The sequence below is a fragment of the Ruegeria sp. HKCCD8929 genome (genome assembly GCF_013031405.1).
Classification (GTDB): Bacteria; Pseudomonadota; Alphaproteobacteria; order Rhodobacterales; family Rhodobacteraceae; genus Ruegeria.
In genome coordinates, this window is sequence record NZ_WPZY01000010.1 from 104,300 (window position 1) to 129,531 (window position 25,232).

26 protein-coding genes are annotated in these 25,232 nt (G+C 61.1%); 8 read left to right on the forward strand and 18 right to left on the reverse strand.

Going from position 1 to position 25,232, the window contains the following annotated elements; all coding sequences use genetic code 11:
• Positions 1-48: 48 nt before the first annotated feature.
• The gene (locus tag GOX53_RS16160; RefSeq protein ID WP_171178106.1) at positions 49-738 is read right to left on the reverse strand and encodes a COQ9 family protein; all 690 of its coding nucleotides are present in this window, start codon (positions 736-738) and stop codon (positions 49-51) included.
• A gap of 114 nt (positions 739-852) precedes the next feature.
• Here GOX53_RS16160 and rpsU point away from each other — a divergent pair, with 114 nt between their 5' ends.
• The 3 genes from rpsU (at position 853) to GOX53_RS16175 (ending at position 2,655) form a co-directional block, all read left to right on the forward strand.
• Positions 853-1,059 (forward strand): 30S ribosomal protein S21, encoded by a 207-nt coding sequence (gene rpsU, locus GOX53_RS16165; RefSeq protein WP_005614280.1) that lies wholly within the window; start codon positions 853-855, stop codon positions 1,057-1,059.
• 161 nt (positions 1,060-1,220) lie between these two features.
• Positions 1,221-2,309: a M4 family metallopeptidase gene (locus tag GOX53_RS16170; protein ID WP_171178108.1), complete on the forward strand. Its 1,089-nt coding sequence runs from the start codon at positions 1,221-1,223 to the stop codon at positions 2,307-2,309.
• A 52-nt stretch (positions 2,310-2,361) separates the two neighbouring features.
• The gene (locus tag GOX53_RS16175; RefSeq protein ID WP_171178110.1) at positions 2,362-2,655 is read left to right on the forward strand and encodes a protealysin inhibitor emfourin; all 294 of its coding nucleotides are present in this window, start codon (positions 2,362-2,364) and stop codon (positions 2,653-2,655) included.
• 12 nt (positions 2,656-2,667) lie between these two features.
• On the opposite strand, the gene GOX53_RS16180 is transcribed toward GOX53_RS16175, so the two are convergent.
• The gene (locus tag GOX53_RS16180) at positions 2,668-3,669 is read right to left on the reverse strand and encodes a DMT family transporter (RefSeq protein ID WP_171178111.1); all 1,002 of its coding nucleotides are present in this window, start codon (positions 3,667-3,669) and stop codon (positions 2,668-2,670) included.
• Positions 3,670-3,991: 322 nt separating this feature from the next.
• Between GOX53_RS16180 and GOX53_RS16185 the strand changes: the two genes are divergently transcribed.
• Positions 3,992-5,371 (forward strand): CAP domain-containing protein, encoded by a 1,380-nt coding sequence (locus GOX53_RS16185; RefSeq protein ID WP_171178112.1) that lies wholly within the window; start codon positions 3,992-3,994, stop codon positions 5,369-5,371.
• 54 nt (positions 5,372-5,425) lie between these two features.
• On the opposite strand, the gene ppk2 is transcribed toward GOX53_RS16185, so the two are convergent.
• Positions 5,426-6,343 (reverse strand): polyphosphate kinase 2, encoded by a 918-nt coding sequence (gene ppk2 / locus GOX53_RS16190; protein ID WP_171178113.1) that lies wholly within the window; start codon positions 6,341-6,343, stop codon positions 5,426-5,428.
• 236 nt (positions 6,344-6,579) lie between these two features.
• Complete coding sequence (locus GOX53_RS16195) at positions 6,580-7,038, reverse strand: Lrp/AsnC family transcriptional regulator (protein WP_171178114.1); 459 nt, start codon at positions 7,036-7,038, stop codon at positions 6,580-6,582.
• A 139-nt stretch (positions 7,039-7,177) separates the two neighbouring features.
• Here GOX53_RS16195 and ald point away from each other — a divergent pair, with 139 nt between their 5' ends.
• A complete protein-coding gene (gene ald / locus GOX53_RS16200; protein ID WP_171178115.1) occupies positions 7,178-8,296 on the forward strand; it encodes an alanine dehydrogenase in 1,119 nt (372 codons plus the stop codon).
• Between the two features lie 204 nt (positions 8,297-8,500).
• On the opposite strand, the gene GOX53_RS16205 is transcribed toward ald, so the two are convergent.
• Together GOX53_RS16205 and mscL are read right to left on the reverse strand one after the other, a co-directional pair.
• Positions 8,501-9,307, reverse strand: coding sequence for a mechanosensitive ion channel family protein (locus tag GOX53_RS16205; protein ID WP_171178116.1), 807 nt, complete (start codon positions 9,305-9,307; stop codon positions 8,501-8,503).
• A 99-nt stretch (positions 9,308-9,406) separates the two neighbouring features.
• A complete protein-coding gene (gene mscL / locus GOX53_RS16210; protein WP_171178117.1) occupies positions 9,407-9,835 on the reverse strand; it encodes a large conductance mechanosensitive channel protein MscL in 429 nt (142 codons plus the stop codon).
• Positions 9,836-9,983: 148 nt separating this feature from the next.
• Between mscL and GOX53_RS16215 the strand changes: the two genes are divergently transcribed.
• Complete coding sequence (locus GOX53_RS16215) at positions 9,984-10,682, forward strand: glutathione S-transferase family protein (RefSeq protein ID WP_171178118.1); 699 nt, start codon at positions 9,984-9,986, stop codon at positions 10,680-10,682.
• Here the strand turns inward: GOX53_RS16215 and GOX53_RS16220 are convergent.
• Positions 10,663-12,273, reverse strand: a complete 1,611-nt coding sequence (locus GOX53_RS16220) for a GMC family oxidoreductase (RefSeq protein ID WP_371810329.1) — start codon at positions 12,271-12,273, stop codon at positions 10,663-10,665. The genes GOX53_RS16215 and GOX53_RS16220 overlap by 20 nt on opposite strands.
• A gap of 73 nt (positions 12,274-12,346) precedes the next feature.
• Positions 12,347-12,796: a YtoQ family protein gene (locus GOX53_RS16225; RefSeq protein ID WP_171178121.1), complete on the reverse strand. Its 450-nt coding sequence runs from the start codon at positions 12,794-12,796 to the stop codon at positions 12,347-12,349.
• Between the two features lie 254 nt (positions 12,797-13,050).
• On the opposite strand from GOX53_RS16225, the gene GOX53_RS16230 reads away from it, so the two are divergent.
• Complete coding sequence (locus GOX53_RS16230) at positions 13,051-13,836, forward strand: phytanoyl-CoA dioxygenase family protein (RefSeq protein WP_171178123.1); 786 nt, start codon at positions 13,051-13,053, stop codon at positions 13,834-13,836.
• 46 nt (positions 13,837-13,882) lie between these two features.
• Here GOX53_RS16230 and pheT read toward each other — a convergent pair whose 3' ends face one another.
• The 9 genes from pheT to GOX53_RS16275 form a co-directional block, all read right to left on the reverse strand.
• Positions 13,883-16,279 (reverse strand): phenylalanine--tRNA ligase subunit beta, encoded by a 2,397-nt coding sequence (gene pheT / locus GOX53_RS16235; protein WP_171178124.1) that lies wholly within the window; start codon positions 16,277-16,279, stop codon positions 13,883-13,885.
• 87 nt (positions 16,280-16,366) lie between these two features.
• Positions 16,367-17,161 (reverse strand): PHB depolymerase family esterase, encoded by a 795-nt coding sequence (locus tag GOX53_RS16240; protein ID WP_171178126.1) that lies wholly within the window; start codon positions 17,159-17,161, stop codon positions 16,367-16,369.
• A 266-nt stretch (positions 17,162-17,427) separates the two neighbouring features.
• Positions 17,428-17,862, reverse strand: a complete 435-nt coding sequence (locus GOX53_RS16245; protein ID WP_171178128.1) for a hypothetical protein — start codon at positions 17,860-17,862, stop codon at positions 17,428-17,430.
• 35 nt (positions 17,863-17,897) lie between these two features.
• Positions 17,898-18,971 carry a phenylalanine--tRNA ligase subunit alpha gene (gene pheS / locus GOX53_RS16250; RefSeq protein ID WP_171178131.1) on the reverse strand — a complete coding sequence of 358 codons (1,074 nt, stop codon included), beginning with the start codon at positions 18,969-18,971 and terminating at the stop codon, positions 17,898-17,900.
• Between the two features lie 68 nt (positions 18,972-19,039).
• Positions 19,040-20,212: a sterol desaturase family protein gene (locus GOX53_RS16255; RefSeq protein ID WP_371810331.1), complete on the reverse strand. Its 1,173-nt coding sequence runs from the start codon at positions 20,210-20,212 to the stop codon at positions 19,040-19,042.
• Positions 20,213-20,343: 131 nt separating this feature from the next.
• Complete coding sequence (gene rplT / locus GOX53_RS16260) at positions 20,344-20,709, reverse strand: 50S ribosomal protein L20 (RefSeq protein ID WP_152457001.1); 366 nt, start codon at positions 20,707-20,709, stop codon at positions 20,344-20,346.
• Between the two features lie 15 nt (positions 20,710-20,724).
• Positions 20,725-20,925 carry a 50S ribosomal protein L35 gene (gene rpmI / locus GOX53_RS16265; protein ID WP_039523697.1) on the reverse strand — a complete coding sequence of 67 codons (201 nt, stop codon included), beginning with the start codon at positions 20,923-20,925 and terminating at the stop codon, positions 20,725-20,727.
• 184 nt (positions 20,926-21,109) lie between these two features.
• Positions 21,110-22,663: a sodium:alanine symporter family protein gene (locus GOX53_RS16270; protein WP_171178134.1), complete on the reverse strand. Its 1,554-nt coding sequence runs from the start codon at positions 22,661-22,663 to the stop codon at positions 21,110-21,112.
• Positions 22,664-22,673: 10 nt separating this feature from the next.
• Complete coding sequence (locus GOX53_RS16275; protein WP_171178136.1) at positions 22,674-23,111, reverse strand: universal stress protein; 438 nt, start codon at positions 23,109-23,111, stop codon at positions 22,674-22,676.
• Positions 23,112-23,297: 186 nt separating this feature from the next.
• Here GOX53_RS16275 and GOX53_RS16280 point away from each other — a divergent pair, with 186 nt between their 5' ends.
• The gene (locus GOX53_RS16280; protein WP_367936661.1) at positions 23,298-23,771 is read left to right on the forward strand and encodes an Lrp/AsnC family transcriptional regulator; all 474 of its coding nucleotides are present in this window, start codon (positions 23,298-23,300) and stop codon (positions 23,769-23,771) included.
• 15 nt (positions 23,772-23,786) lie between these two features.
• Here GOX53_RS16280 and pyk read toward each other — a convergent pair whose 3' ends face one another.
• On the reverse strand, positions 23,787-25,232 hold the full coding sequence (gene pyk / locus GOX53_RS16285) for a pyruvate kinase (protein WP_171178138.1): 1,446 nt from the start codon (positions 25,230-25,232) through the stop codon (positions 23,787-23,789).

Sequence of the window (25,232 nt, forward strand, 5' to 3'; positions counted from 1 at the left end):
TGCCCCATGCCTAGCAGGTGCATTCCCAGGCGCAAAGCCCGGGCGCGGTCAGCGGCGTGGGGAAAGCGACCCGGGCAGGTCTGGCATGCCGGATGGCGCCTTAATCTGACCGGCCAGCCAGTTCGGTCCGGCAAGGAAGGGTTTCAGCAGCGGATTCTTCTGCACCGCCGCCTTGAACTTCTCGAACTGCATCACGTTCTCGATCCGGCGGTCGAGGAAGTCCCACGTGGCCTGATGGTCAGGCGAATCGTCGCCCAGCCAGAACAGCACGGTCGAAGAATAGACCCCCGACAGCGTCGCCCGCTTGGTGTACCAGTTCACATCGTCCGAGGTGTCGCCCAGCGCGGTCCAGATCGCATCGCAGGTGCCCCAGATCGCCTTGATCCCGTCAGCGGCATAGGCGGGCAGCGAAAACAGCGTGGTGCCGCGCCGAACCGCCTCGCGGTCGCAGGCGGCCTCAAGCCGAAAGCGCACGGCAGTGGCGACCTTTTCGCGGAATTTTAGATGCGACAGGTCCTCGGAGGTCAAACGTTCCAGCATCAACGCATCGCCGCGCGCGTGATAGGCCAGCGCCAGATCGACCGCGCCGCGCGGGCAGACGGCGCGGGCCAGCCCCTCGTCCAGATCGCTGTCGGTGATCGCCGCGCGGAACGTCGCCTCGGACCAGCCGTCAAAGGGAACATGGGCAAGGGCGGCGTCCAGCAACTGAACCTTGGCGTCTTCGTATGGCGTCGTCATGGCAAATCTCCCGATCTCGGCCCCAGTACTAGACAACTTACCGGGGCTTTGCTATACGGCCAACTCCTGCAAACTTCCTTGCAACTCGAAACTTAGAAAGGTGGTGACAACCACATGCAGGTTAGTGTTCGCGACAACAATGTCGATCAGGCGCTCCGTGCCCTGAAGAAGAAGCTGCAGCGCGAAGGCGTGTTCCGTGAAATGAAGCTCAAGCAACATTTCGAGAAGCCGTCCGAGAAGAAAGCGCGCGAGAAAGCTGAAGCGATCCGCCGTGCCCGTAAGCTGGCACGCAAGAAAGCCCAGCGCGAAGGTCTGCTCTAAGATCTCGCTCGTCCAGCTTTGGATGACACTATTTGACGACCCCCGAGGCCACGCCCGGGGGTTTGTCGTTTAGGGACCGGATTGCCGAGAGCGGTGCCGCGCCTGCCCGAATCTGTCGTTTTGTGGTATAATTTCCTTCTTTAACACGAAGGAATTTTATCATGTGTACCTCTCACAACCCCATCAACTGCATCGTGCCACCTCACATGCTGCGCGTCATGGCCATGCGTGGCGATGCCTCCGTTCAGAAAATGGCCCGCTCGATGCTGAAGCAGAACAAGCAGGTTCGGAAGGACCGTGCCGACCAGAGCACCGGCGTGATGGTGCCGAACGAGGGCCGGGTCGGGGCCTTTGTCACTTCGGCGCTGGCCCAACCCGCCGCAGCCGCGCATGTGTGCGACCGGCGCATCCACGACGGGGGCAACAGAGCCGCGCTGCCCGGCACTCTGGTGAGGGCCGAGGGCGACCCGGCCACCGGCGATTCAGCCGCAGATGAGGCCTATGATGGGGCAGGCGAGGTTTTCGACCTGTTTTCCACCGAATTCAATCGCAACTCGCTGGATGGTCAGGGCCTGCCGCTGATCGCAACCGTGCATCACCGCCGCAACTACAACAACGCCTTCTGGAATGGAAATCAGATGGCCTATGGCGACGGGGATGGGCAGATTTTCCAGACCTTCACCGAACTGTCGGTCATCGGGCATGAGATGGCCCATGGCGTGGTGCAGTTCTCGGGCGGGCTGGTCTATCAGGGGCAGTCTGGTGCACTGAATGAAAGCGTGGCCGATGTCTTTGGCTCGATGACGGTTCAGCGCAAGCTGGGACAGAATGTGTATGAGGCCGATTGGCTGGTGGGCAAGGGCATCCTGGGTTCAGGCGTCAACGGTGTCGCACTGCGCAGCCTCAAGGCCCCGGGCACCGCCTATTCCGACGGCTTGCTGGGTCAGGACCCGCAGCCCTATCACATGGACCTGTTCGTCAACACCACCGACGACAATGGCGGCGTCCACATCAACTCGGGCATTCCCAATCACGCCTTCTATCTCTACTGCATGTATCTGGGCGGAAATGCCTGGGAGAAGCCGGGCCATATCTGGTACCGGGCCTTGCAGAACCTCAACAACCCCCTGGCCACGTTCGGCGACTGGGCGGCGCAGACCCTGGACGCGGCAATCGATTTGCACGGGGTCGGCAGCTATGAGATGATGATGCTTCGCCGGGCCTGGCGGCTTGTGGGTATCTCGGTCTGAGCACGAGGAGCCGCCGTTGGGAACGCCCGATGCCATAGCAGGATGTCTTGCAATGATTATCGAAATCACCTCAAGTGGCGGCTTTGCCGGACTGGCAGCGGCTGGCATAGACAAGCGGTTCGACCCTTCCAGCCAGCCGCCGGAACTGGCGCAAACCTATTGCACGGCGTTCGATCCCGAACAGCTTGGCAAGATCGCCGCAGAGACCGAAGGTTTCGAGGGCGTCGGGGCGGACATGATCACCTATCGCATCGTGGTGACCGGAGAGGACGGGGAACCCCGGGTATTCGAACTGCGCGAGGACCAGCTCTCGCCCGAGATGCTGGATCTGATCGACGAAATGTAGCGGCGCTGCGGCTCACCTCTGCCGCAGCACCCCCAGCCCCCGGCGGCGCACCACACTGCGGCCCCGCAAGGTTTCGCGGAACACGATCAGCAGCCCGGCCCCCACGATCAGGGTCAGGCCGATCCATGTGGATACCCCCGGCAACGCGCCGAACATCAGATACCCCCACAGGATCGCCCATGGCAGGTAGGTGTATTCGAACGGGGTGACCACGCTGGCCTCGGCCAGCCGATAGGTCTGGCTCAGCGCAAAGAACCCGACGCCAGAGGTACAGCCCAGAACCATCAGCAACAGCCAGCCCATTGCACCCGGCGCCACCCAGTCCCGGTAGAGGAAGGCAAGGCTCGGATGCGGCGACGCGGTTTGCAGCCCCGAGAAGATCAGCCCCAGAACGCCTCCGCCCAGGATGAAGAAGATCACCGAGAACAGCGTCATCGTGCCGCCATTGCTACGGCTGCCCAGACGGCGGGTGCAGATGATCGAGATTGCATAGGCCATCGCCGCCAGCAGTGCCAGCACCGCCGCCGGTTCGAACACCGCGGCGCCGGGCTGCACGATCACCACCACCCCTGCCAACCCCATAAAAACGGCCAGCCAGCGGTACCAACCGATCCGCTCGCCCAAAAAGATGGTGGCAAGGATGGTGACGAAGATCGGCGTCGAAAAGGTGATTGACGCTGTTTCAGCCATGCCGATCGCCGCCAGCGCCATGTAGTAGACCAGATAAGAGCAGAATGCCGCCCCTGCCCGCAGCAATTGCAGTGGCACCGAACCCAGCTTCAAGGGCCAGAGCGATCCTTCGTACCAGGCGATTGCAACCACCAGCGGCAAGGCAAACAGGCCGCGCCAAAAGACGATCTGGTGCACCGCAAGATCGCCGCTGAGGCTTTTGATGATGACGTCCTGCACAGGAAACAGGGTGGTGGCCAGCAACAGCCACAGGATGCCGAACAAGGGGCGCGACTCGGACGTTCCACCGCCTCGCGCCATTGTGTTGGGGTCGGTTGCAACCATGTCCAACTCCGCGCGTGAGAATTGCTCAAGGCTGCCCGATCGGGCGGAGCGATCTTGCAGATCCGCGACAACCGAGTCGTTTCCGGACCCGGGCAAACCAAAATTCTGCGTGAAGAACCGCCATCCGTGAGGGCAGGCCTGCGCAGCTTTCTGCCGCCTTTCGGAAACGCTGTTTGCCGTGCAGCTTCCCGCACATCTTGCGTTACAAATCCGGCTGCAATCTGCCGCCGACCGGTAACAACCGCGTGGCTCCTTTTCTCTGCCTTATTGCTGCCACTAAAGGGGGGTGGGGATAATAGCACCACTCACAGGAGTCACTCACATGTCCGTAGCCAGCTCACTCGAACGGCAAATGCTGGACTTAATCAACGCCGAGCGCGCATCGCGCGGGCTCAACCCGGTCCAGCTGGAACTCAGGCTGAACGATTCATCCGAAGACCACAGCGACTGGATGCTGCGATCCGGTAATTTCTCGCATACCGGCAGCGGAGGGTCATCCGCCGGCGACCGGATGCGCGACGCGGGATTTGTGTTTTCAGGCAGTTGGACCTGGGCCGAGAACATTGCCTGGCAAAGCTTGAGGGGCGCTCCGGGTCTGAGCGACGATGTGGAGAACCTGCACGACAGCCTGATGAACAGCTCAGGCCACCGGGCGAACATTCTCAATCCTGACGTCACGGTGATCGGCATCGGGATCGAGACCGGAAGGTTCCAGGGCTACGACGCGATCATGGTCACCCAGAACTTTGCGAAGACCTCTGCGGCTGTGCAACTGGATACCGGCGGTGGCGGCGGGGGTGGAGGCCCGGTCAGAAAAGTGGTTCCTGCCGGCACCGAAGGGACGGATGCCGCGGACTGGCTTGTTCTTGCTGCTGCCGCACCCGGAAAGCTGGTAGGCCGTGAGGGCAACGATATCCTGGAGGGATCCTCAGCAAACAACACTCTTGAGGGTAACGATGGAGCGGACAGAATTCATGGCAATGGCGGACATGACAGGATCTTTGCCGGAGACGGCCATGATCGCGCATGGGGGGGAGACGGAAACGACATAATCTACGCCGGCATCGGAAATGACTTTGTCTATGGCGGCGCAGGGCATGACGCCATGCACGGCATGAACGGCGATGACATTTTGGAAGGCCATGCTGGTGCCGACAGAATTTTCGGCAACAATGGCAACGACAAGATTTTTGCCGGTGATGGCCATGACCGTTCCAGAGGCGGAAACGGAAACGATGTAATCTACTCCGGTATCGGAAATGACTTTGCCTATGGCGGTGCCGGAAACGACACGATGCGCGGAATGAACGGCAATGACGTTCTAGAAGGCCATGGCGGTGCCGACAGGATGTATGGTGACAATGGCTGGGACAAGATCTTTGCCGGAGACGGGGATGATCTTGTTTGGGGAGGCAATGGAAATGATATCATTGCCGGAGGGACCGGCACCAATGTCCTGCACGGCGGCGCCGGCGCTGATACGTTCATCTTTGGCAAAGGGATCGACACGGTTAAGGACTTCGAGGGCCTTGATCGTATTGACCTGCGATCCTCGGCGCAGATCACCAATTTCTCGGATCTGAGCGCCAACCACATGACCCAGTCGGGCGGAAATGTCCTTATTGACGACGGCGCGGGTCACACCATGCTGTTGGAAAACACCCTGCTTTCCGATCTGAACGCTGGCGACTTCCTGTTCTGATCCAGGCAATCAACCCGCTCAAGAAAACGCCCCGTCGAGACGGGGCGTTTTTTCTTAGTAGACCTTGGGAACGTAAAGCTCGTCCGGCAGAACCCGCCGCTCGTAGTCCGGGTTGTATTTGCGGTCCGGCAGCGTGACCTTTTCCTGCGGTACGTCGTCATATGGTATCCGCGTCAACAGGTGCTCGATGCAGTTCAGGCGCTCGCGCTTCTTGTCGTTGCCTTCGACGATATACCACGGCGCCTCGGGGATGTTGGTGCGAAAGAACATATCCTCCTTAGCTTTGGTATAGGACTCCCACCGGATGCGGGACTCCAGGTCCATAGGCGACAGTTTCCATTGCTTCATCGGATCATGGATCCGCATGAGGAATCGCAACTGCTGCTCTTCATCCGTGATCGAGAACCAGTATTTCAACAGGATGATCCCTGACCGCACCAGCATGCGTTCGAATTCGGGAACGTCCTGAAAGAACTGCTCGACCTGATCGTCTGATGCGAACCCCATTACCCGCTCGACGCCTGCGCGGTTGTACCATGAGCGGTCGAAGAGCACGATCTCACCTGCTGCCGGCAGATGCGGCACGTAACGCTGGAAATACCACTGGCTCTGCTCGCGGCGGCTGGGGGCCGGCAGGGCCACGACACGGGCCACACGCGGGTTCAGACGCTGGGTGATCCGCTTGATCACACCGCCTTTGCCTGCGCTGTCGCGGCCTTCGAACAGGATGCAGACCTTGGCACCGGTATGCATCACCCAGTCCTGCACCCTGATCAGTTCGGCCTGCAGCCGCAGCAGGTTGCGGAAATAGACCTTGCGGTCCAGCATGTTCGGGTGCTGGTTCCTGTAGATCTTGCGGACTTCCATCGACAGCATCGGCTCGCTGAACTCGATCTCGAAATCCTCGTCCAGCGTGTCCTCCAATTCGGCAGCCAGCCAGTCCTTGTTCGGGTCTTCAGCGTCGTAGTTCAAGATCTGCTCCTTCTCGTCCAATGCGTCGCACTCCGTTACCGGAGTATTGTAAATTTCAGGCGTCATCCGCGCGATATCGCCGCCTGCAACAAATCCGGCACCCCCCGTTTGAACGGAGTATTCGGGCGGGATGCCCGATGTGCAGGCAGGAGACGCGGGATCACTCTAAAATCCTATGTATGTCCCGGGTTTACAAGCGACAACTTTGACGCAAGCCCGGTGCGGATTTCCGCCGTTCAGACCGGCAGGGCCGTGGTTTTGAAAACCGTCCGCAGCGCAAACGAGCTTTGCATCTGCGCCACCCCCGGCAGCCGCGACAGGTATTGCTTGTGAATGCGGGCGAAATCCTCGGTGTTTTCGGCCACGACCTTGAGGATATAGTCCGCCGTTCCCGCCATCAGATGGCATTCCAGCACATCCGGTATCCGCGCCACTGCCCGCTCGAACGCGTCCAGCACCTCTTCAGCCTGACCCTGCAGTGTGATCTCGACAAAGACCGTGGTGGGCACGCCCATCTTGCGCGCATCCAGCAACGCCACGTAATTGCGAATATAGCCGTCCGCCTCAAGCCGCTGTACGCGTCGGTGGCAGGCTGAGGGAGACAGATTGACCTGCTCTGACAGCTCGGCATTCGACATCCGGCCCTTGTTCTGAAGCGCGGCCAGAATCTTTCGATCTGTTGCATCGAGGCTCATTCACGCACATCCATTGCAGAGAATTGGCATACCGTAGAATTCTATCCCGCAATTCACAGTAAAGACGAGTGGAGTTTCACAGAAATTGCGCCCCATTTTGCACATAATTTAGGCAGTTTATGAATGGAGAGGATGGACAATGAAAATCGGGTGTCCAAAGGAAATCAAACCTCAGGAGTTCCGCGTGGGCATGACCCCCAACGCGGCCCAGGAAGCGGTTGTGCGTGGGCATGAGGTGATCATCGAGACCAAGGCCGGGCTTGGCGCCGGGTTCGATGACGCGGCCTATGTCGAGGCCGGGGCCCGCATCGTCGAGACCGCCGAGGAGGTGTTCGCCACCGCCGACATGATCGTCAAGGTGAAGGAACCGCAGGCGGTCGAGCGCAAGATGCTGCGCGAGGGGCAGTTGCTGTTCACCTACCTGCACCTGGCGCCGGACCCGGATCAGACCCATGACCTGCTGGCCTCGGGCTGCACTGCCATCGCCTACGAGACCGTGACCGACCGCAACGGCGGTCTGCCTCTGCTGGCGCCCATGTCCGAAGTGGCGGGCAAACTGGCACCGCAGGTGGGCGCCTGGACGCTGCAAAAAGCCAATGGCGGCCGTGGCGTGCTGATGGGCGGGGTTCCCGGCGTGGGACCGGCCAAGGTCGTCGTGATCGGCGGCGGCGTGGTGGGCACGCATGCGGCGCGCGTCGCGGCCGGCATGGGCGCGGAAGTAACCGTGCTGGACATGAGTCTACCCCGTCTGCGTTATCTCGACGACACCATGCGCAGCGAGTTCAAGACCTCGTATGCCTCCAAGGGCAACACCGCCGAGCTTGTGGCCGAAGCGGACATGGTGATCGGTGCGGTGCTGATCCCGGGTGCCGCCGCCCCCAAACTGATCACCCGCGAACAGCTTTCGACCATGAAGCCGGGCGCGGCGCTCGTGGACGTTGCCATCGACCAGGGCGGCTGTTTCGAAACCTCGCGTGCCACCACCCATGCGGACCCGATCTATGACGTGGACGGGATCATGCACTACTGCGTGGCCAACATGCCGGGCGCAGTGGCGCGCACCTCGACCATCGCACTGGGCAACGCCACCATGCCGTTCATGCTGGCACTGGCCGACAAGGGCTGGAAACAGGCCTGCCAGGACGACCCGCACCTGCTGGCCGGTCTGAACGTGCATGCCGGTCAACTCACCTACTACGCTGTCGGCAAGGCACTCGGCATCGACGTGGTGTCGCCGGGCGTGGTGGTGAAAGCCTGAGAGACGAGGTGCTCCCGCCCCTGAAAGCGCCCTCTGTCGAGGGCGCTTTACAGAGTTGGGCCCAGCGCCGCGCCAAAGGCGCGGCTGGAAACACCAGTGCCCAGCCTCTGTTCAAAACGCAGCAGCGCCGCGCTGAAAGCGCGGCGCTGGGCCCAACGGGAGGAGGGCATTGCAAAATGCCCGAACGACGGGCGGGAGCGCTTGTCACGCCTCTTTCTTGATCTCCACCGAATGCGGATAGGGGATCGAGATACCCTTGGCGTCAAACGCCTCTTTCACGGCCTTGGTCAGTTCGAACTTCACATCCCAATAGTCATCTGCCGCACACCAGACACGGGCCGTCAGATCGACCGAGCTGTCCCCGAGATTGGTAACCTTCACCCAAGGCTCGGGATCGGCCAACACGCGTTTGTCTGCACTTGTCACACTATGGATGATTTCGATCGCCTTATCCGCGCTGTCGCCGTAGTCGATCCCGAACACCAGATCCACGCGCCGTGTCTCGTGGGCGGAATAGTTGGTGATGACCGAGCCCCAGGACTGCCCGTTCGGCACGATGATTTGTACGTTGTCCGGGGTCACAAGCTCGGTGGTGAACAGGTTCAGGTCCTTCACCGTTCCCGCAGTCCCGCCGATATCCACATACTGGCCCAGCTTGTAGGGCCTAAACACCACCAGCATCACACCGGCTGCCAGATCACTGAGCGTGCCCTGCAAAGCCAGACCGATGGCCAGCGAGGCCGCACCCAGAATGGCGACAATACTTGTGGCTTGGATTCCGAAAATGCCCAACACAGCCACCAGGACCATGGCCAGGACAACCCATTTCACCAGGCTGGCAACAAAATTGCCCAGCGTGGGGTCGATCTGAGGCGTCGCGTTTATCCGCCGACGAACCATACCGCTGATTGCACCAGCGGCGATCCACCCCAGCACAAGGACGATGAGCGCCTTGCCCGCATTCAACAACAGCGGCCATGCACCGTTTGTCAGTTCTACAACCTGTTCCATATCAAATCCTGATCATTCGCCACACGAGCCTTGGTGCGGCACCCAAGAAAAAGGGACCTGCGAACTGCCACAGGCCCCGCTCATTCTCGACGACTGCGGTTACTTCTTCAACGCGTCGCGAATTTCCATGAGGATGTCCAACTCGCTGGGCCCTGCCGGTGCCTCTTCGGCCTGCTCTTCCTCTTTCTCTGCCGCTTCCTTCACGCGGTTGACCATCTTGACGAGCATAAAGACGACCCATGCGATGATCAGAAAGTTGATAATGGCCATGATGAAGGCACCATAGGCAAAGACCGAAGCCCCGGTCTCGCGCGCGGCTTCAAGGCTCGCACCCGCAGGCACCTCGCCCGCCAGAACGGCATAGTTGTTGGTGAAATCGACGCCACCTGTGAACAAACCGATGATCGGATTGATCAGATCCCCAACCAGCGACGTCACGATGGCCGTAAAGGCCGCGCCAATGATGATCCCGACGGCCATATCCATCACATTGCCCTTGGCAATGAAGTCCTTGAACTCGTTTATCATGGCTCTGTTCTCCCTATTTCCAACCGCCATGCGGTGAGTGGTTTCCGCATCTGCGCAGATTCAATGTGCGCAATTCGCATGAACGGGAGAATGGTTTTATGGGAAAGCGTGCTTATTTTTCCCCAACCAGTCGATTTCAGGAGACACCATGCCAGACCTTTCGAGCTTTCCGATCACCAAACGGTGGCCTGCCGCCGATCCGTCCGTCATTCAGCTTTACTCCTTTCCGACGCCCAATGGGGTGAAGGCTTCGATCATGCTTGAAGAAACCGGGCTGCCTTATGAGGCGCACAAGGTCACGCTGGCCGATGCGGACGTCAAAAGCCCCGAGTTCCTGTCGCTGAACCCCAATAACAAGATCCCCGCGATCATCGACCCGAACGGCCCGGACGGCGCGCCCATCGGCCTGTTCGAAAGCGGCGCGATCCTGCTGTATCTGGGCGAAAAGACCGGCAAGTTCATCGGCCAGACCGCCAGCGACAAGGCGCATATCACGCAATGGCTGATGTTCCAGATGGGCGGTATCGGTCCGATGTTCGGGCAGCTTGGATTCTTCTACAAATTCGCAGGCGCCGACATCGAAGATCCGCGCCCGCGTGAACGCTATGTCAACGAGGCCAAACGCCTGCTGGCCGTGCTTGAGGGTCAGTTGGCCGGGCGCGACTGGATTGCGGGAGAGTATTCCATCGCCGACATCGCCATCGCACCCTGGCTACGCGGGCTGGATTTCTACGAGGCCCGAGAGGTTGTCGGTTGGGACGACAACAAGAACGTCACCGCCTATCTCGACCGGTTCCTCGACCGCCCGGCGGTTCAGACGGGGCTGGTCACGCCGCCGCGCGACTGATCTCGTCGGCGATCTTTTCGGCGATCATGATGGTGGGGGCATTCGTGTTCCCGCCAACCAGCGTGGGCATGATCGAGGCATCGACGACCCGCAGCCCCTCGACCCCGTGCACCCGCGCCTGATGGTCCACCACGGCCATTTCATCCTGTCCCATCTTGCAGGTGCCCACCGGGTGATAGATGGTATCCGCCCGGGCGCGGATATCAGCCTCGAGCGCCGCATCGCTCCCGTCCAGAGGATAAAGCCGCTTGCCGCGCCACGGCTCCAGCGGGGACGTCTGCAGGATCGCCTCCATCTGCCGCGCGCCGGTCTTCAGCAGATCCAGATCGCGAGCATCGCTCAGGAAGGCCGGATCGATCCGTGGAGCGTCCGAGGCGCGGGCCGAGGCTAGGCCGACATGCCCGCGCGAGAAGGGTCGCAGCACGCAGGCATGGCATGAGAACCCGTGCCGAAAGTGGATCTTGCGCATGTGATCGTCGACGATCCCGACAACGAAATGCAATTGCAGATCGGGGCGCGGCTGGGACGGGTCGGATTTGACGAAGGCGCCGCCCTCGGCAAAGGGCGTCGCAAACATCCCGCGCCCGTCCTTGCGCCATTTCAGCCCGGCCTTGGTCAGATCCCACAACCCGCCCGGCGTCAGCCCGACCACGTCCCTGCGTTTGGAGTGATAGCTGATCACGTAATCCAGATGATCCTGCAGGTTCTGCCCCACTCCGGGCAGTTCGTGAACCGGCGCGATCCCATGTTGCGCCAACTCATCCGCCGGACCGATCCCCGACAGCATCAGCAGTTGTGGAGAGCCGAACGCCCCGCCCGACAGGATCACCTCACGCCGCGCCCTGACCTGCTCGGGCTGGCCCTTGCGGCGAAGCTCCACACCAATTGCCCGTTTGCCGTCGAACAGAACGCGCTGGGCGGCGGCGCGGGTCAGGACGGTCAGGTTGGGGCGGTTCAGATTGCCGCGCAGATAAGCCGCGGCGGCGGAGCACCGCTCACCCCGGGCCTTGCCGGAGTGGAACTGCGTGACCTGATAGAGGCCGGCGCCCTCCTGCTCGGCACCATTGAAGTCCGGGTTGATGCGGATTTGCTGCTGGCCACAGGCCTCGACAAAGGCATGGGAGATTGCACGCGGTTCGGACTGATCCGCGACTTGCAACGGACCGTCGCCGCCATGCAGATCGTCGGCGCCGCGCATATTCCCCTCGGCCTTGCGAAAATAGGGCAGAACGCTCTGCCAGTCCCAGCCTTCGCAGCCCAGATCGGCCCAGCCGTCGTAGTCAGAGGGGTGACCGCGCACATAGAGCATGGCGTTGATCGCCGACGAGCCGCCCAATGCCTTGCCCCTTGGCTGATAGCCCTTGCGCCCGTTCAGGCTGGGCTGCGGCACGGTGTGGAACGCCCAGTTGTTGATCTTTGGTCGGCCCGAGATCATCGCCGCCACCATCGCCGGCGCCCGGATCACAAAATCCTCGCCCTTACCGCCCGCCTCGATCAGGCAGACCGAAACATCCGGTACCTCGCTGAGTCGCGCGGCCAGCACACAACCGGCGGACCCGCCGCCGACAATCACATAATCGAATTCCGTCACGAGCATCTCCCCAAGCTCTGCCATGTGACGGTAGGAGGCACCCCGCGAGCAGACAAGAATGACGTGACGGCGCTCAGCCCGGCAGGCTACCGGTCAACACGTAGCGCAGGATTTCGACCACCTGACGCGGCTCTTCGGCGACGGCCAGCGCGGCGGCGTGCACCTCCTTCAGCGCGTGCTGATGCTCGGGCGGATTCAGCACGATGATCGACTTGCCGAGTGCCGCGGCATAGCCCGCATCAAAGGCGGCGTTCCATTGCTTGTACTTGTCGCCGAAGCGCACAACGACGACGTCGGCGTCGGCAATCCCCTTGCGGGTCCGGATCGCGTTCACCATCGCGCCCTTGTGGTCATGCCAGTATTTGTTCGGCTCGGCCCCCAGGATCGACACGCCGCAATCGTCCGAAGCACCGTGGTCGGTCACCGGGCTGTTGAATGCCACATCCAGCCCGGCTGCTCCTTCAACGATCTGTTCGCGCCAGTCGGTGTGGATCTCGCCGGAGAGGTAAACGGAAAGGGTCATCGTGCGTTCCTGCTGCTGTGATGGGGACTGCCCGCAAGTCGGGACAGGATATTCTTGCTCCAATCGGCGATCGGGTGCAATCTCGATCCATGAAGATGCGCCTGCAACAATTCGTACACCGTTTGACCGGAACCTGGAGTTGCCGGTCCTGCTGGCCGAATTTCATTATCAATAACCGCAGCTCTCCGGCCACCTGACAATTGACAACCGCCCCGCATATCGCGGGACCTAAGCAATTGTTGGGAGATCAAACCATGACACTTACACCGGACCTGGAAACCGTGCGGGCCAGCTACCGCACCGAAGGGGTCGTTCATCTGAAGGGCATTCTGACCGATGAATGGCTGGAAACTCTGCGCGCGGCCATCGACGCCGAGGTACAGAAAGGCGACCGGTATTTCGCCTACAAGAACATGCGCAAGGAACCGGGCGCCTTCCAGGATTTTTGCCTGACCTCCGACATCGGCCAGCGTGTGGCCGAGGTCGCCGGATCAAGCTGGGCATCGCTGATCTATGACCAGATCTTCGTGAAGGAGCCGGGCACGAAGACGCAGACAGGGTGGCACACCGATCAGCCCTACTGGCCGGTCAAGGGACCGATCATGACAATGTGGATCGCACTGGACCCGGTTGACGAGGACAACGGCGCGCTGGAATTCGTGCGCGGCTCGCACGCCTGGGGCGCCAACTATCGCCCCTTCAAGACAGATCAGCTGGGTGGCTTTCTGCATTATCTTGAGGAGGACAATCCGGACTATATCGACATGCCGGATTTCGAGGCGGACCGCGAGAAATATGATATCGCCCACTACAACATGGACCCGGGCGACGCGCTGGCCTTTGACGGGATGATCGTGCACTCGGCAATGGGCAACCGCACCTCCACACGGAGACGGCGGGGATACGCAATCCGTTTCGCCGTGGATGGCGCGACCTATAATCCGCGCGACAGTGTGACCGAGTGGTTGCACGATCCCGGCATGACCGCCGGTCAGGTTTTTGCCAGCGACACGTTCCCGGTCATTTATCGAAACGTCTGAGGAAATGGGCCGGTTGATCCGGCCCATCCATTCGGGAAACCGGGCCTCAGCCGCGCAGAACGCCGCCAGTGGCCTTGGCCACCTTTTCGACGATCCGGGCGCTGACTGCCTCGATATCCTGTTCCTTCAGCGTCTTCTCGGTCGGTTGCAAACGCACGGTGATGGCCAGAGACTTCTTGCCCTCACCCACACTGCCACCGATGAATTCGTCGAAAACGCGCACATCCTCGATCAGCACCTTGTCGGCCCCGGCGGCGGCATTGACCAGCGTCAGCGCCTCGATTTCCGCGTCGACCACAAAGGCAAAGTCACGCTCGACCGCCTGCAAATCACGCAGCTCCAGCGCCTGCCGGGTCGCACCGGATTTGCGCGGCAGCGGCACCTCGTCCGGCCAGATGGTGAACGCCATTGCCGGGCCTTTGATGTCCATGGCCTGCAACACACGCGGGTGTAGTTCGCCGAAAACGCCCAGCACCTTTTTCGGGCCGAGACAGATCTTGCCGTGGCGGCCCGGATGCCACCACTCGCGCGCACCGCGCAGGATCTGCACCTTGGCCGGCGCACTGATGGCGGCCAGTACCGCCTCGGCATCGGCCTTGACGTCATAGACATCCACGGGGCGCGAGGCGCCTTGAACGTCCTTGGGTCCGGTGCGGCCGACCAGCAGGCCCGAGATCAGGCTGTGCTGTTCACCCGGCTCGCCGCCATGGAAGGCAGGCCCGGCCTCGAACAGCGCCAGATCCATGAAGCCGCGCGCCTGGTTGCGGGCGGCGGCCTGCAACAAGCCGGGCAGTAGCGCCGGGCGCATATGGCTCATCTCGGACGAGATCGGGTTCTCCAGCATGGTGGCATCGTCGCCACCGCCAAACAGCGCCGCTGCCGCCTTGTCGATGAAGGTGTAGGTCACGCATTCGTTGTAGCCCAGCGCGGCACAGGTACGGCGTGCCATCGCCTGACGACGTTGCTTGGGGGTCATCACCGGTTTCGGAATACCAGCGGTCAAACGCGACAGCGGTTTGCCTTCGAGCTTGGTGAGCGACGCGACGCGCGCCACCTCTTCCACCAGATCGGCTTCACCCATGACATCCGGGCGCCAGCTCGGCACATGCGCCATGTTGCCCTCAAGCCGGAAGCCCAGCCGGGTCAGGGTCTGGCGCTGATCGCTTTCGGGAATGTCCATGCCCACCAGCGACTGCACCCGTTCGGCATCCAGCTTGTAGGCGCGGGAGTGATCCGGGACCTTGCCCGCAACGACGACTTTGGACGCCTCGCCACCACAGATATCGAGGATCATCTGGGTCGCGTGCTCCAGCCCCTCGAGCGTGTATTCCGGGTCCACCCCGCGCTCGAACCGGTACCGCGCATCCGAATTGATCTTGAGCGCCCGGCCCGCCAGCGCGATCTGCACATGGTTCCAATAGGCGCTTTCGAGGAATACATTCACGGTTTCCCCGGTGCAGCCCGTTTCCTCACCGCCCATGATCCCGGCGATGGACTCCGGCCCATTGTCGTCCGAAATCGCCATCATGCCGGGCTGCAGGGTGTATTCCTTCTCATCCAGCGCGGTCAGCGTCTCGCCACCCGCCGCGCGATGCACCCGCAGATGGCCCGCCACCTTGTCCACGTCGAAGACGTGCAGCGGGCGGTTGTGGTCGTAGGTCATGTAGTTGGTGATATCGACCAGCGCCGAGATCGGACGCAAACCGATGGCCTTGAGCTGATCCTGCAGCCATTGCGGGCTGGGGCCGTTTTTCACCCCCCGGATCACCCGACCGGTGAACAGAGGGCAGCCGTCCAGCGTATCCTCGTCGATGGTCACCTTGATCGGGCTTTCGTACTCACCCGGAACCGGTGTGTAATCGCGGATCTTGAGCGCCCCCAGACCGCGCGCCGCCAGATCGCGGGCGATGCCCGCCACGCCCAGCGCATCAGGGCGGTTCGGCGTGATCGCGATATCGATCACCGGATCGACCTTGGCCGGGTCATTCTCGGCCAGCCAGTCCACGAACCGGTCGCCCACCTCGCCCGACGGCAGCTCGATGATGCCGTCATGCTCGTCACTCAGCTCCAGTTCGCGTTCGGAGGCCATCATACCATAGCTGTCCACGCCCCGGATCTTGCCCACACCGATGGTGATATCGAGGCCGGGAATATACATGCCCGGCTTGCAGACCACGACAGTGATCCCCTCGCGCGCGTTGGGAGCGCCGCAGATGATCTGCATCTCACCCTCATCGGTGTCCACCTTGCAGACGCGCAGCTTGTCGGCATCGGGATGCTTCTCGGCATGTATGACCTTGCCGAGGGTGAAATCCTTCAACCGGTCGGCGGGGTTCACCACCTCTTCGACCTCAAGGCCAAGATCGGTGAGCGCCTCGACGATTTCCTCGACCGACGCATCGGTTTCAAGGTGATCTTTCAACCAGGACAGAGTGAATTTCATTGCGCGGGGCCTTTTGGCAAAAACATGCGGTTGCCAGAGGCAATGACAAAGAATGGACCAAGGTGCAAGTCTTGGGCCAGAGCGGCGTCACGGATAGCTGGGGGTGAGGCCCAAAAGCTCATCCAACTGCCGCGCGATCCAGCCATGCGGGATGAAATGCCCGCCCGGATGGACGTCCAGAGTGACCTTGCCTGCGGCGCAATCGGTCCATTCGGTGCGGGTGAGGGTAAGGAACGGTTTTGCCTGCCAGTCACCGCCGGGCGTGGGGTCGGCGCAGCCGTATTTCTCCCGCCAGAGGGCCACCGGATAGGTGGTGTCAGCACCGGGGCCGAAAGGGAAATCCATCACCGTGTCATCCAGCCCGTGCACATGGCGAACCTCGGCGGGGCCTTGGGGACAGGCCTCGGTCTGGCTGAGGGTGCCTGCGATGGCGAGCAAGGCCGCGGCGCTGTTGCCGGACTGGCACGCGTAGCGCCAGGCCATGGCCGAGCCGTAGGAATAGCCCGAGACATAAGTGCGCTGCGGGTCCACGGGATAGCGTTTCGCGACATCCGTCAGCACCCGGTTGGCGAACTCCACATCATCGGTCTCGGACGTCCAGAAATCCCAGCTTCGATGCCGCCCATTCGGGGCCACCAGCAGTACGCCCCGCCGTCTGGTCGCACCCGCGATGCGCGTGTGGTTCACCACGACGTTCCCCTGCCGCGCCCAGCCGTGGAAATGCAGCAACACCGGCAGCGGGGTTTCTCCGTCCCAACCGTCGGGTTCGAGGATGTGATACGAGCGGTCGCCAAGCTGGCACGCGGTATCGCCGTGGCAGGTATCAACCGCGAGGGCTGGGGAGGCGGTGAGCAGAAAGATGCAAATCAATCGGTAGATCATGAGCCGGAGCCTAAAGGCTTGGGGGCAAGTGTCACGTCACATATCTGTGGGTGACCAAGAGGAGACAAGCCGCGCAATCGCCAGACCGCGGGATGGCGATCCGAACTCGGAGCAGGTCACTTTATGGCAGCCAAATCCGTGTGAAGGTCGAGCGTGGGGCTGCTGGAGCCATATCGCCAGCCCGTGCGGGCGGTCTGGCGATTGCGCGGCGGCCTATCGGCCTTGATTCCGCGCTCTTATCGCCGCGACTATCTAGTTTTCTGGTCTCATTGAGGTTCAAAGTGACCTTCCGACCTGGGATGAAGCGGTGTTGGTTTCCCAATTGGGGTCAAGTAGCTGAGCTTATCTTCAGAAATCTCAGTGATTTCGAAGCAGTCAGCACGCATGGCTGAAATGACGGGCAAAATTCGCTCATGTACGTCCCACTCCCCAAGAGCGATATCGTCCATAACACTCGCTTCCTGAAGCATGACCAACTCTTCCAGCACCTCGTTCGAAGCGACTAGAATCAGCTCAGTTTTAGACTTGTCATATGCGTACCGACTTTCTTCAGAACGCCTCTCCGCGTGTTCAAAAACCGCGTCTAGGAAGTGCTTATAGACGCGGCGCCTCGCCTCGATCAGAGCTTCTTTCCGGTCTATTCTTTTCTGCCTACCATAAACGAGCACACCAAATGCAGCCGCGACAAATGGAGCAGCCAATTGTAGCCAATCCATTGTTGTGGGAGCAGAGGAGATCACCGAGACAAACCACCATGCAGGTTCGGCAAATCCAGCGCCGCGAACCCGTAGTGCCGCAGCCAGCGCAGGTCGCTATCGAAGAACGCCCGCAAATCCGGGATGCCGTATTTCAGCATCGCCAGACGGTCGATGCCGATGCCAAAGGCAAAGCCCTGATAGACCTCGGGGTCGATGCCACCGGCCTCGATTACCTTGGGATGCACCATGCCCGAGCCGAGGATCTCCATCCAGTCGTCGCCCTCGCCGATCTTGAGTTGACCGCCCTCCCACGAGCAGCGGATGTCGACCTCGGCCGACGGCTCGGTGAACGGGAAATGCGAGGCGCGGAAGCGCAGCTCGACGTCATCGACCTCGAAGAACGCCTTCACGAACTCTTCCAGAACCCATTTCAGGTTCGCCATCGAGATATCCTTGTCGATGGCCAGCCCCTCGACCTGATGGAACATCGGCGTGTGGGTCTGGTCGTAGTCGGCGCGATATACACCGCCCGGACAGATCACCCGGATCGGCGCGCCCTGCTTTTCCATCGACCGGATCTGCACCGGCGAGGTATGGGTGCGCAGCACATGCGGCGGACGATTGTCGCCCGGTGCGCGGTGCATGTAGAACGTGTCCATCTCGGCCCGCGCGGGATGGTGGCCGGGGATGTTCAGCGCGTCAAAATTGTACCAGTCGGTCTCAATCCGCGGGCCTTCGGCGACCGAGAAGCCCAGCTCGGCAAAGATCGCCGTCAACTCTTCGCTGGCCTGGCTGATCGGGTGCAGCGTGCCCTGACGGCGCGGGCGCGAGGGCAGTGTCACGTCCAGCCATTCGGTGCGCAGACGCTCATCCAGCGCGGCGTCGGCCAAGGCGGCCTTCCTGGCGGACAGCGCCGAGTTGATCTCATCCTTCAGCGCGTTCAGCGCGGGGCCGGCGACCTGGCGTTCCTCGGGGGTCATCTTGCCCAGCTCGCGCATTTTCAGCGCGACCTCGCCTTTTTTGCCCACAGCGGCCACACGGATCGCCTCAAGCGCGGACTCGTCGCCCGCATCCGCAATCTGTCCCAGATATTTCGCCTTAAGATCGTCCATCGGCCGTGCCCTTTTGCATCCTTGCCCCCTGCTACCCCGGCACAAGGCAGGCTTCAAGCCCGCGCGCCTTACGTGTCGGGGTTCGAGGCGCCATCGGGCGCCTTTTTCCAACGCTGGTGGTTGAAGGGGTATAGAAACTGCCGCCAGTAGCCGCGCGGCACCGAATCCCCTACGACACCATAGTTCTCAGGCCATGCCTCATCGGGCAGATGGTGGGTGCCAAACAGCCAGTCATAGATCGGGAAATGCGAGGCATAATTGATGTCGATCGCCTCACGGTCGCTGCCGTGGTGCCAGTGGTGAAAGCGCGGGGTGACGAAGAAGCGTTCGATAAAGCCCAGCTTCCAACCAATATTGGCGTGGATGAAGCTGGAGTAGAAATAGACGATCAGCAGATAGGCCTGAATCGCCTCGGGCTTGAAGCCCAGCGTGAACATCGGCAGCGCTGTCAGGCTACGCAGGACAGCGATTTCGATGAAATGCATGCGGGCGCCCGCCAGCCAGTCCATCTTTTTGGTGGAGTGGTGAATGGCGTGGAAATGCCAGAGCGCGGGGAAGGTGTGGAACGCCCGATGCACCCAGTATTGCACGAAATCGGTGGCCGCCATGATGATCGCCACCTGCACGAAGAAGGGCAGGTTGGTGATATGCATGCGGATATCGTCCAGCGGGATCTGTGCGTTGACGAAATTGGCAGGGGCCAGCGTGACAAAGGACAGCACCTGCACCAGCATCGAGCTGACGAGGTAATAGAACATGTCCTCCTGCCATTCGGCGCGGAACACGGTCTGATCGCCGCGCGCAGGGAAGAAGCGTTCGAGCGGCACGAACAGGAACCCCACGAGCAAGACGTTGACGATGAAATAGTCCAGCCCGAAATACAGGCTCTGCGGCGCTTCGCCCGCATGCTGCGGCTGGGTGGTCGCCATCAGCGAGGCGATGACCGATAGCCCCAGCGCGGCCCAGCCCAGCGCCTTGCGGCGGCTCAGGATCAGGCTGAGCAGCGACAGCGCGTATCCCGCCAGCAGCACAAAGCGCAGAAAGGCGGTGACGTATCCACTGGAATGAACGAATGCGATCTGTGGATACGAAAAAGTTTCGGGGTACCAGCGCAACAGCACCAGCAGCAGCCCGGTCAGCGCAGCCAGCAACGCCATGGTGCCGGACAGCCAGCCGCTGCCCAAAGGTCGCTGATCGCGCGGTGTTTCCAGCTGTTCGATGATGTCCCGAATGAGTTTCACGGTCGTCCCCTGCCTCACAATCTCGGGCAATCTGCCATAACAACCCCGTTCTGACGATGGTGGAATTCAATACGAAAACCGCCGCCCCGGTTGGGACGGCGGTTTCAGGAAATCTCGGGATCTGAGCCTGATCAGGCGGTCAGAGCGGCCTGTGCCTTGGCAACGATTGCGCCGAACGCTTCGGGCTCGTGCACGGCCAGATCGGCCAAAACCTTACGGTCCACTTCGATGCCGGCCAGGTTCAGGCCGTTGATGAAGCGGGAATAGGTCAGGGCCTCGTCGTGCGAACGGACAGCAGCGTTGATCCGCTGGATCCACAGCGCGCGGAAGTTGCGCTTGCGGTTCTTGCGGTCGCGGGTTGCGTACTGATTGGCCTTGTCTACGGCCTGACGGGCAACCTTGAAGGTGCTCTTGCGGCGGCCATAGTAACCTTTGGCGGCCTTGATGACCTTCTTGTGACGGGCGTGAGTTACGGTTCCACCTTTAACGCGGGACATCTCTCAAATCTCCTCTTAGCGGTCGTAGGGCATGTAGCCCTTGACGATCTTTGCGTCGGGGGCGGACAGGGTGGTGGTGCCACGGGCGTCGCGGATGAATTTCTTGGTCCGCTTGATCATGCCGTGACGCTTGCCGGCCTGAGCCGACATGACCTTACCGGTCGCAGTCACCTTAAAGCGCTTCTTGGCGCTCGACTTTGTCTTCATCTTGGGCATTTCCGGCTCCTTTCAAAGGTTCGGTACAAAACGCGACTCGGCATGCCACACTGGCCGGTCACGCGATCAGAAGCGCCGTTTACGCAAGTTCGGTCATACTGGCAAGGGGGTTTGGACCGGAATCTGCGCTTTTCAAGCGCCGGTCGGTCACCGGGGCGATCTGGCCGCCCCGGCGAGTTGTCACTTAGCCCGCAAACTTGCGGATTTCACCGCTTTTCAGCCGCGAGGCGTAGGATGCAAGCTCCTCACGCACAACTTTCATCAGGAAGTAGAGCGCGAAGACGTTCACAACCGCCATGGCAAAGATCGCCGCATCCGAGAAGTCGATGACCGGACCAAGATTGGCGGCGGCACCGATGACCACGAAGATGCAGAAGATGATCTTGAACACCAATTCCTTGGTGTGACCTTCACCGAACAGATAGGTCCAGGCCTTGAGGCCGTAATAGGACCAGCTGATCATGGTCGAGAAGGCAAACAGGATCACCGCGATCGCAAGGATATACGGGAACCAGCTGAAGGCACTGCCGAAGGCGGCCGAGGTCAGGCTGACGCCGGAGTTGCCGTCTACTGTGGCAATCGCCGTGCCGGCTTCGTTCAGCATATAATTACCGGTTTCCGGGTCGATGATCATCTGCTGGGTGATGATGATAACCAGGGCGGTCATGGTGCAGATCACGACCGTGTCGATGAACGGTTCAAGCAGCGAGACGAACCCTTCGGTGATCGGCTCCTTGGTCCGCACGGCCGAGTGTGCGATGGCCGCCGAGCCAACGCCCGCCTCGTTCGAGAATGCGGCGCGCTTGAAGCCCTGGATCAGCGCACCGACCATGCCGCCCGCGACACCCAGGCCGGTAAAGGCACCGGCAAAGATCTGGCCAAAGGCCCAGCCGATCTTGTCGGCGTTCATGCCGATGATGACCAAGGCCGTTACCACGTACATCACGCCCATGAACGGCACGACTTTTTCCGTCACGCGGGCGATGGACTTGAGGCCACCAACAATCACCAGGAACACGACCGCAGCAAAGACCAGACCGGTGATCCAGCCCGGATAGTCACCGACAATGCCGGCGATCTGCTGATGGGCCTGGTTGGCCTGGAACATGTTGCCGCCGCCAAGGGCACCCAGGATACAGAAGATCGAGAACAGAACCGCGAGGATTTTACCGCCTGGCAGGCCCAGTTCGTTAAAGCCCTTGGACATGTAATACATCGGACCACCGGATACGGTGCCGTCGTCATACTCGTTGCGGTATTTCACGCCCAGCGTACATTCGGTGAATTTCGACGCCATTCCCAGAAGACCGGCAAGGATCATCCAGAACGTTGCCCCCGGCCCGCCGATACCGACCGCGACGGCCACACCAGCGATGTTGCCAAGGCCAACCGTCCCCGAAAGCGCGGTCGCCAGCGCCTGAAAGTGGCTGACCTCGCCCGCGTCATTGGGATCGGAGTAGTCCCCTTTGACCAGGCTGATGGCGTGGCTGAAAAAGCGCATCTGCACGAAGGCAAAGTAGAGCGTGAACACCGACGCGGCGATCACCAGCCACATCACGATCCACGGGAAGCCGGTTCCCGGGAACGGTGCAAAGATGAAGCTTACGAAAGGCCCGGTCAGATCGGCAAAGGCCTGATTGATTGTTTCGTCGAGGCCCGGCGCCTCCTGCGCGGCGGCGGAGCTGGCCAGCAGCGCGGTCGCCGCACCCGCCAGTCCGAATTTGCATGTCTGTTTCATCGTCCCTCTCCTATTTCACAACGGTGACCGGAACATCGGCATGCATGACCAGGTTCTGCGTCGCGCTGCCAAAGATGCGTTTGGTAAAGCCATCTGCCGAGGATCGTCCGACCACGATCTGCGACCCGTTGTTTTCCACCGTTATGGCGTTCAGCGTTTCGGCCACGTCGCCATGACGCACGACACCTTGCGCGCTGAAACCCGCCGCCTTGAGCGACTCGACCGCCGGGGTAACGACCCGCGTCATCGCCGTTTCGATTTCTTCTTCCCTCCGCTTGTGCCGTTGAGCGTTCTCCTCAGGGGTCTGGAATGTGAATGGGGACCACTCAATGACATAAACCACCAGCAATTCACTGCCGTCGATCCGTCCTGCCAGATCCTTGGCAAAGGCAATCGCCCGTTCGCCGGCTTCTGTCCCGTCAAGTCCTATGACAATTTTAGCTGTCATGTCCTTCCTCCGTTTTTTCATTTGATCGGGGATGTTGTTCCCCGACAGGGCAGCCAGATTTGGGAACTCGACTTGAAGACTGCCCTTACGGAAGTATCAGGAAAAATCACTAGGAAATGGAGATTTTTTTGGGCTATTATCAGTGATAACTGTCGTTTCTTGGTATTAATGCAGGGATTTTTACTGATAGACAGAGATTTGGATAAGATCGATCAACGCATCCTGCAGGAGCTTGAGGCCAATGGCCGCCTGCCAATTGTCGAGCTTGCCGCGCGCGTCAATCTGACGAATACGCCATGCTCGGAACGGGTCAAACGGCTGGAGCGGACCGGCTATATCACCGGCTACAGCGCGGTTGTCGACAAGGAGCGGCTGGGGCTGGCGCATCTGACGGTCGTTCAGGTGTCCCTTGCGGCAACCGCCGAACAGTCGCTGGACAAATTCAACGAAGCCGTTCGCAAAGTGCCCGAGATTGAAAGCTGCCTGATGGTTGCAGGCTCTTTCGACTATCTCCTGACGGTGAGAACCCGCGACATCGCGCATTTCCGCATGGTGCTCGGAGAGAAAATCAACAAGCTACCCGGCATTCATCAGACAAGCTCCTTCACCGTCATGGAGACCGTCAAGGAACCTGTCGGAGTGAAGGCCGTCAGCTATTGAAATGTCAGGCGACCATCAGCCCGGATCAGTGTTATAGATCAGGCGCTCGTCACAGGGCGCGATCCGCAGAATGTTGGTGGTGCCGGGCACGTTGAAGGGCACACCGGCGGTCACCACGATCTGATCCGTCTCGATGGCAAACCCACCGGCCCGCGCCGCCCGCGCAGCGCTGACCACCGCGCTTTTGAACCGCTCCAGCTCGGGCGTCATCACGCAGTTGCAACCCCAGCTCAGGCATAGCCTGCGCGCGGTGCCCTGCAGCGAGGTCATGGCGATGATCGGCACGCCGGGCCGTTCGCGCGCGGTCAGCAGGGCGGTCGTACCGCTCTGGGTGAAACAGCAGATCGCCTTGATATCGGTCTTTTCCGCGATCTCGCGCGCAGCGGCCACGATACCGTCGGCGATCGTGGTGCCCATCGCGCTGCGGGACGCGGCGATGATCTGGGTATAGGTCGGATCGGCCTCGACCTCGGTCGCCACTTTGTCCATCGTTTGTACGGCTTCGATCGGATACCCGCCAGCCGCCGATTCCGCGCTGAGCATGATGGCATCCGTTCCTTCATAGATGGCAGTGGCCACGTCCGAAACCTCGGCGCGCGTGGGCATCGGGCTTTCGATCATGCTTTCCAGCATCTGGGTCGCCACGATCACAGGTTTGGCCGCCGCCCGGCAGCGCCGCACCAGCCGCTTCTGGATCGGCGGCACTGCCGAGACCGGCAATTCCACTCCCAGATCGCCCCGTGCCACCATGATCCCGTCCGAGGCATCGAGGATTTCATCAAACGCCTCGACCGCCGCCGGTTTCTCGATCTTCGACAGGATCGCGGCACGGCCATCGGCGAGCGAGCGCGCCTCGAACACGTCCTTGGCCCGCTGCACGAAACTCAGTGCCAGCCAGTCCACACCCAACTGGCACACGAATTCCAGATCAGAACGGTCCTTGTCCGACAGCGCCGCCAGGGGCAGCACAACATCCGGCACGTTCACCCCCTTGCGGTTCGAGATCGTGCCACCGGTCACCACCACACAATCGGCGAAATCCGCGCCACAGCTTTCGACGCGCAGACGGATCTTGCCGTCATTGACCAGCAGATGCGCACCGGTTTCCAGCGCCTCGAAAATCTCGCGATGCGGCAGGCACACGCGCGAGGCATCGCCGGGTGCTTCGTCCAGATCCAGCCGGAATGCCGCGCCCTCTTCCAGCTCTTCGGCGTCATTGGCAAAGACACCCACGCGCAGCTTGGGACCCTGAAGATCGGCCAGAATCGCAATCGTGCTGTCCAGATCCTTTTCCACCTGCCGGATGATGCGGTGCTTTTCGCGAATCTCGTCATGGCTGCCGTGGCTCATGTTCAGACGGAAAACGTCCGCCCCGGCCTCGTGCAGCGCGCGGATCACGTCATAGTCTTCCGACGCCGGTCCCAGCGTCGCCACGATTTTCACATTTCTCAGGCGTCGCAC

Bases quoted from the DNA above. Each gene is read 5' to 3' on its own strand.
- GOX53_RS16160 (WP_171178106.1), bottom strand. From the start codon at position 738: ATGACGACGCCATACGAAGACGCCAAGGTTCAGTTGCTGGACGCCGCC.
- rpsU (WP_005614280.1), top strand. From the start codon at position 853: ATGCAGGTTAGTGTTCGCGACAACAATGTCGATCAGGCGCTCCGTGCC.
- GOX53_RS16170 (WP_171178108.1), top strand. From the start codon at position 1,221: ATGTGTACCTCTCACAACCCCATCAACTGCATCGTGCCACCTCACATG.
- GOX53_RS16175 (WP_171178110.1), top strand. From the start codon at position 2,362: ATGATTATCGAAATCACCTCAAGTGGCGGCTTTGCCGGACTGGCAGCG.
- GOX53_RS16180 (WP_171178111.1), bottom strand. From the start codon at position 3,669: ATGGTTGCAACCGACCCCAACACAATGGCGCGAGGCGGTGGAACGTCC.
- GOX53_RS16185 (WP_171178112.1), top strand. From the start codon at position 3,992: ATGTCCGTAGCCAGCTCACTCGAACGGCAAATGCTGGACTTAATCAAC.
- GOX53_RS16195 (WP_171178114.1), bottom strand. From the start codon at position 7,038: ATGAGCCTCGATGCAACAGATCGAAAGATTCTGGCCGCGCTTCAGAAC.
- ald (WP_171178115.1), top strand. From the start codon at position 7,178: ATGAAAATCGGGTGTCCAAAGGAAATCAAACCTCAGGAGTTCCGCGTG.
- GOX53_RS16205 (WP_171178116.1), bottom strand. From the start codon at position 9,307: ATGGAACAGGTTGTAGAACTGACAAACGGTGCATGGCCGCTGTTGTTG.
- mscL (WP_171178117.1), bottom strand. From the start codon at position 9,835: ATGATAAACGAGTTCAAGGACTTCATTGCCAAGGGCAATGTGATGGAT.
- GOX53_RS16215 (WP_171178118.1), top strand. From the start codon at position 9,984: ATGCCAGACCTTTCGAGCTTTCCGATCACCAAACGGTGGCCTGCCGCC.
- GOX53_RS16225 (WP_171178121.1), bottom strand. From the start codon at position 12,796: ATGACCCTTTCCGTTTACCTCTCCGGCGAGATCCACACCGACTGGCGC.
- GOX53_RS16230 (WP_171178123.1), top strand. From the start codon at position 13,051: ATGACACTTACACCGGACCTGGAAACCGTGCGGGCCAGCTACCGCACC.
- pheT (WP_171178124.1), bottom strand. From the start codon at position 16,279: ATGAAATTCACTCTGTCCTGGTTGAAAGATCACCTTGAAACCGATGCG.
- GOX53_RS16240 (WP_171178126.1), bottom strand. From the start codon at position 17,161: ATGATCTACCGATTGATTTGCATCTTTCTGCTCACCGCCTCCCCAGCC.
- pheS (WP_171178131.1), bottom strand. From the start codon at position 18,971: ATGGACGATCTTAAGGCGAAATATCTGGGACAGATTGCGGATGCGGGC.
- rplT (WP_152457001.1), bottom strand. From the start codon at position 20,709: ATGTCCCGCGTTAAAGGTGGAACCGTAACTCACGCCCGTCACAAGAAG.
- rpmI (WP_039523697.1), bottom strand. From the start codon at position 20,925: ATGCCCAAGATGAAGACAAAGTCGAGCGCCAAGAAGCGCTTTAAGGTG.
- GOX53_RS16270 (WP_171178134.1), bottom strand. From the start codon at position 22,663: ATGAAACAGACATGCAAATTCGGACTGGCGGGTGCGGCGACCGCGCTG.
- GOX53_RS16275 (WP_171178136.1), bottom strand. From the start codon at position 23,111: ATGACAGCTAAAATTGTCATAGGACTTGACGGGACAGAAGCCGGCGAA.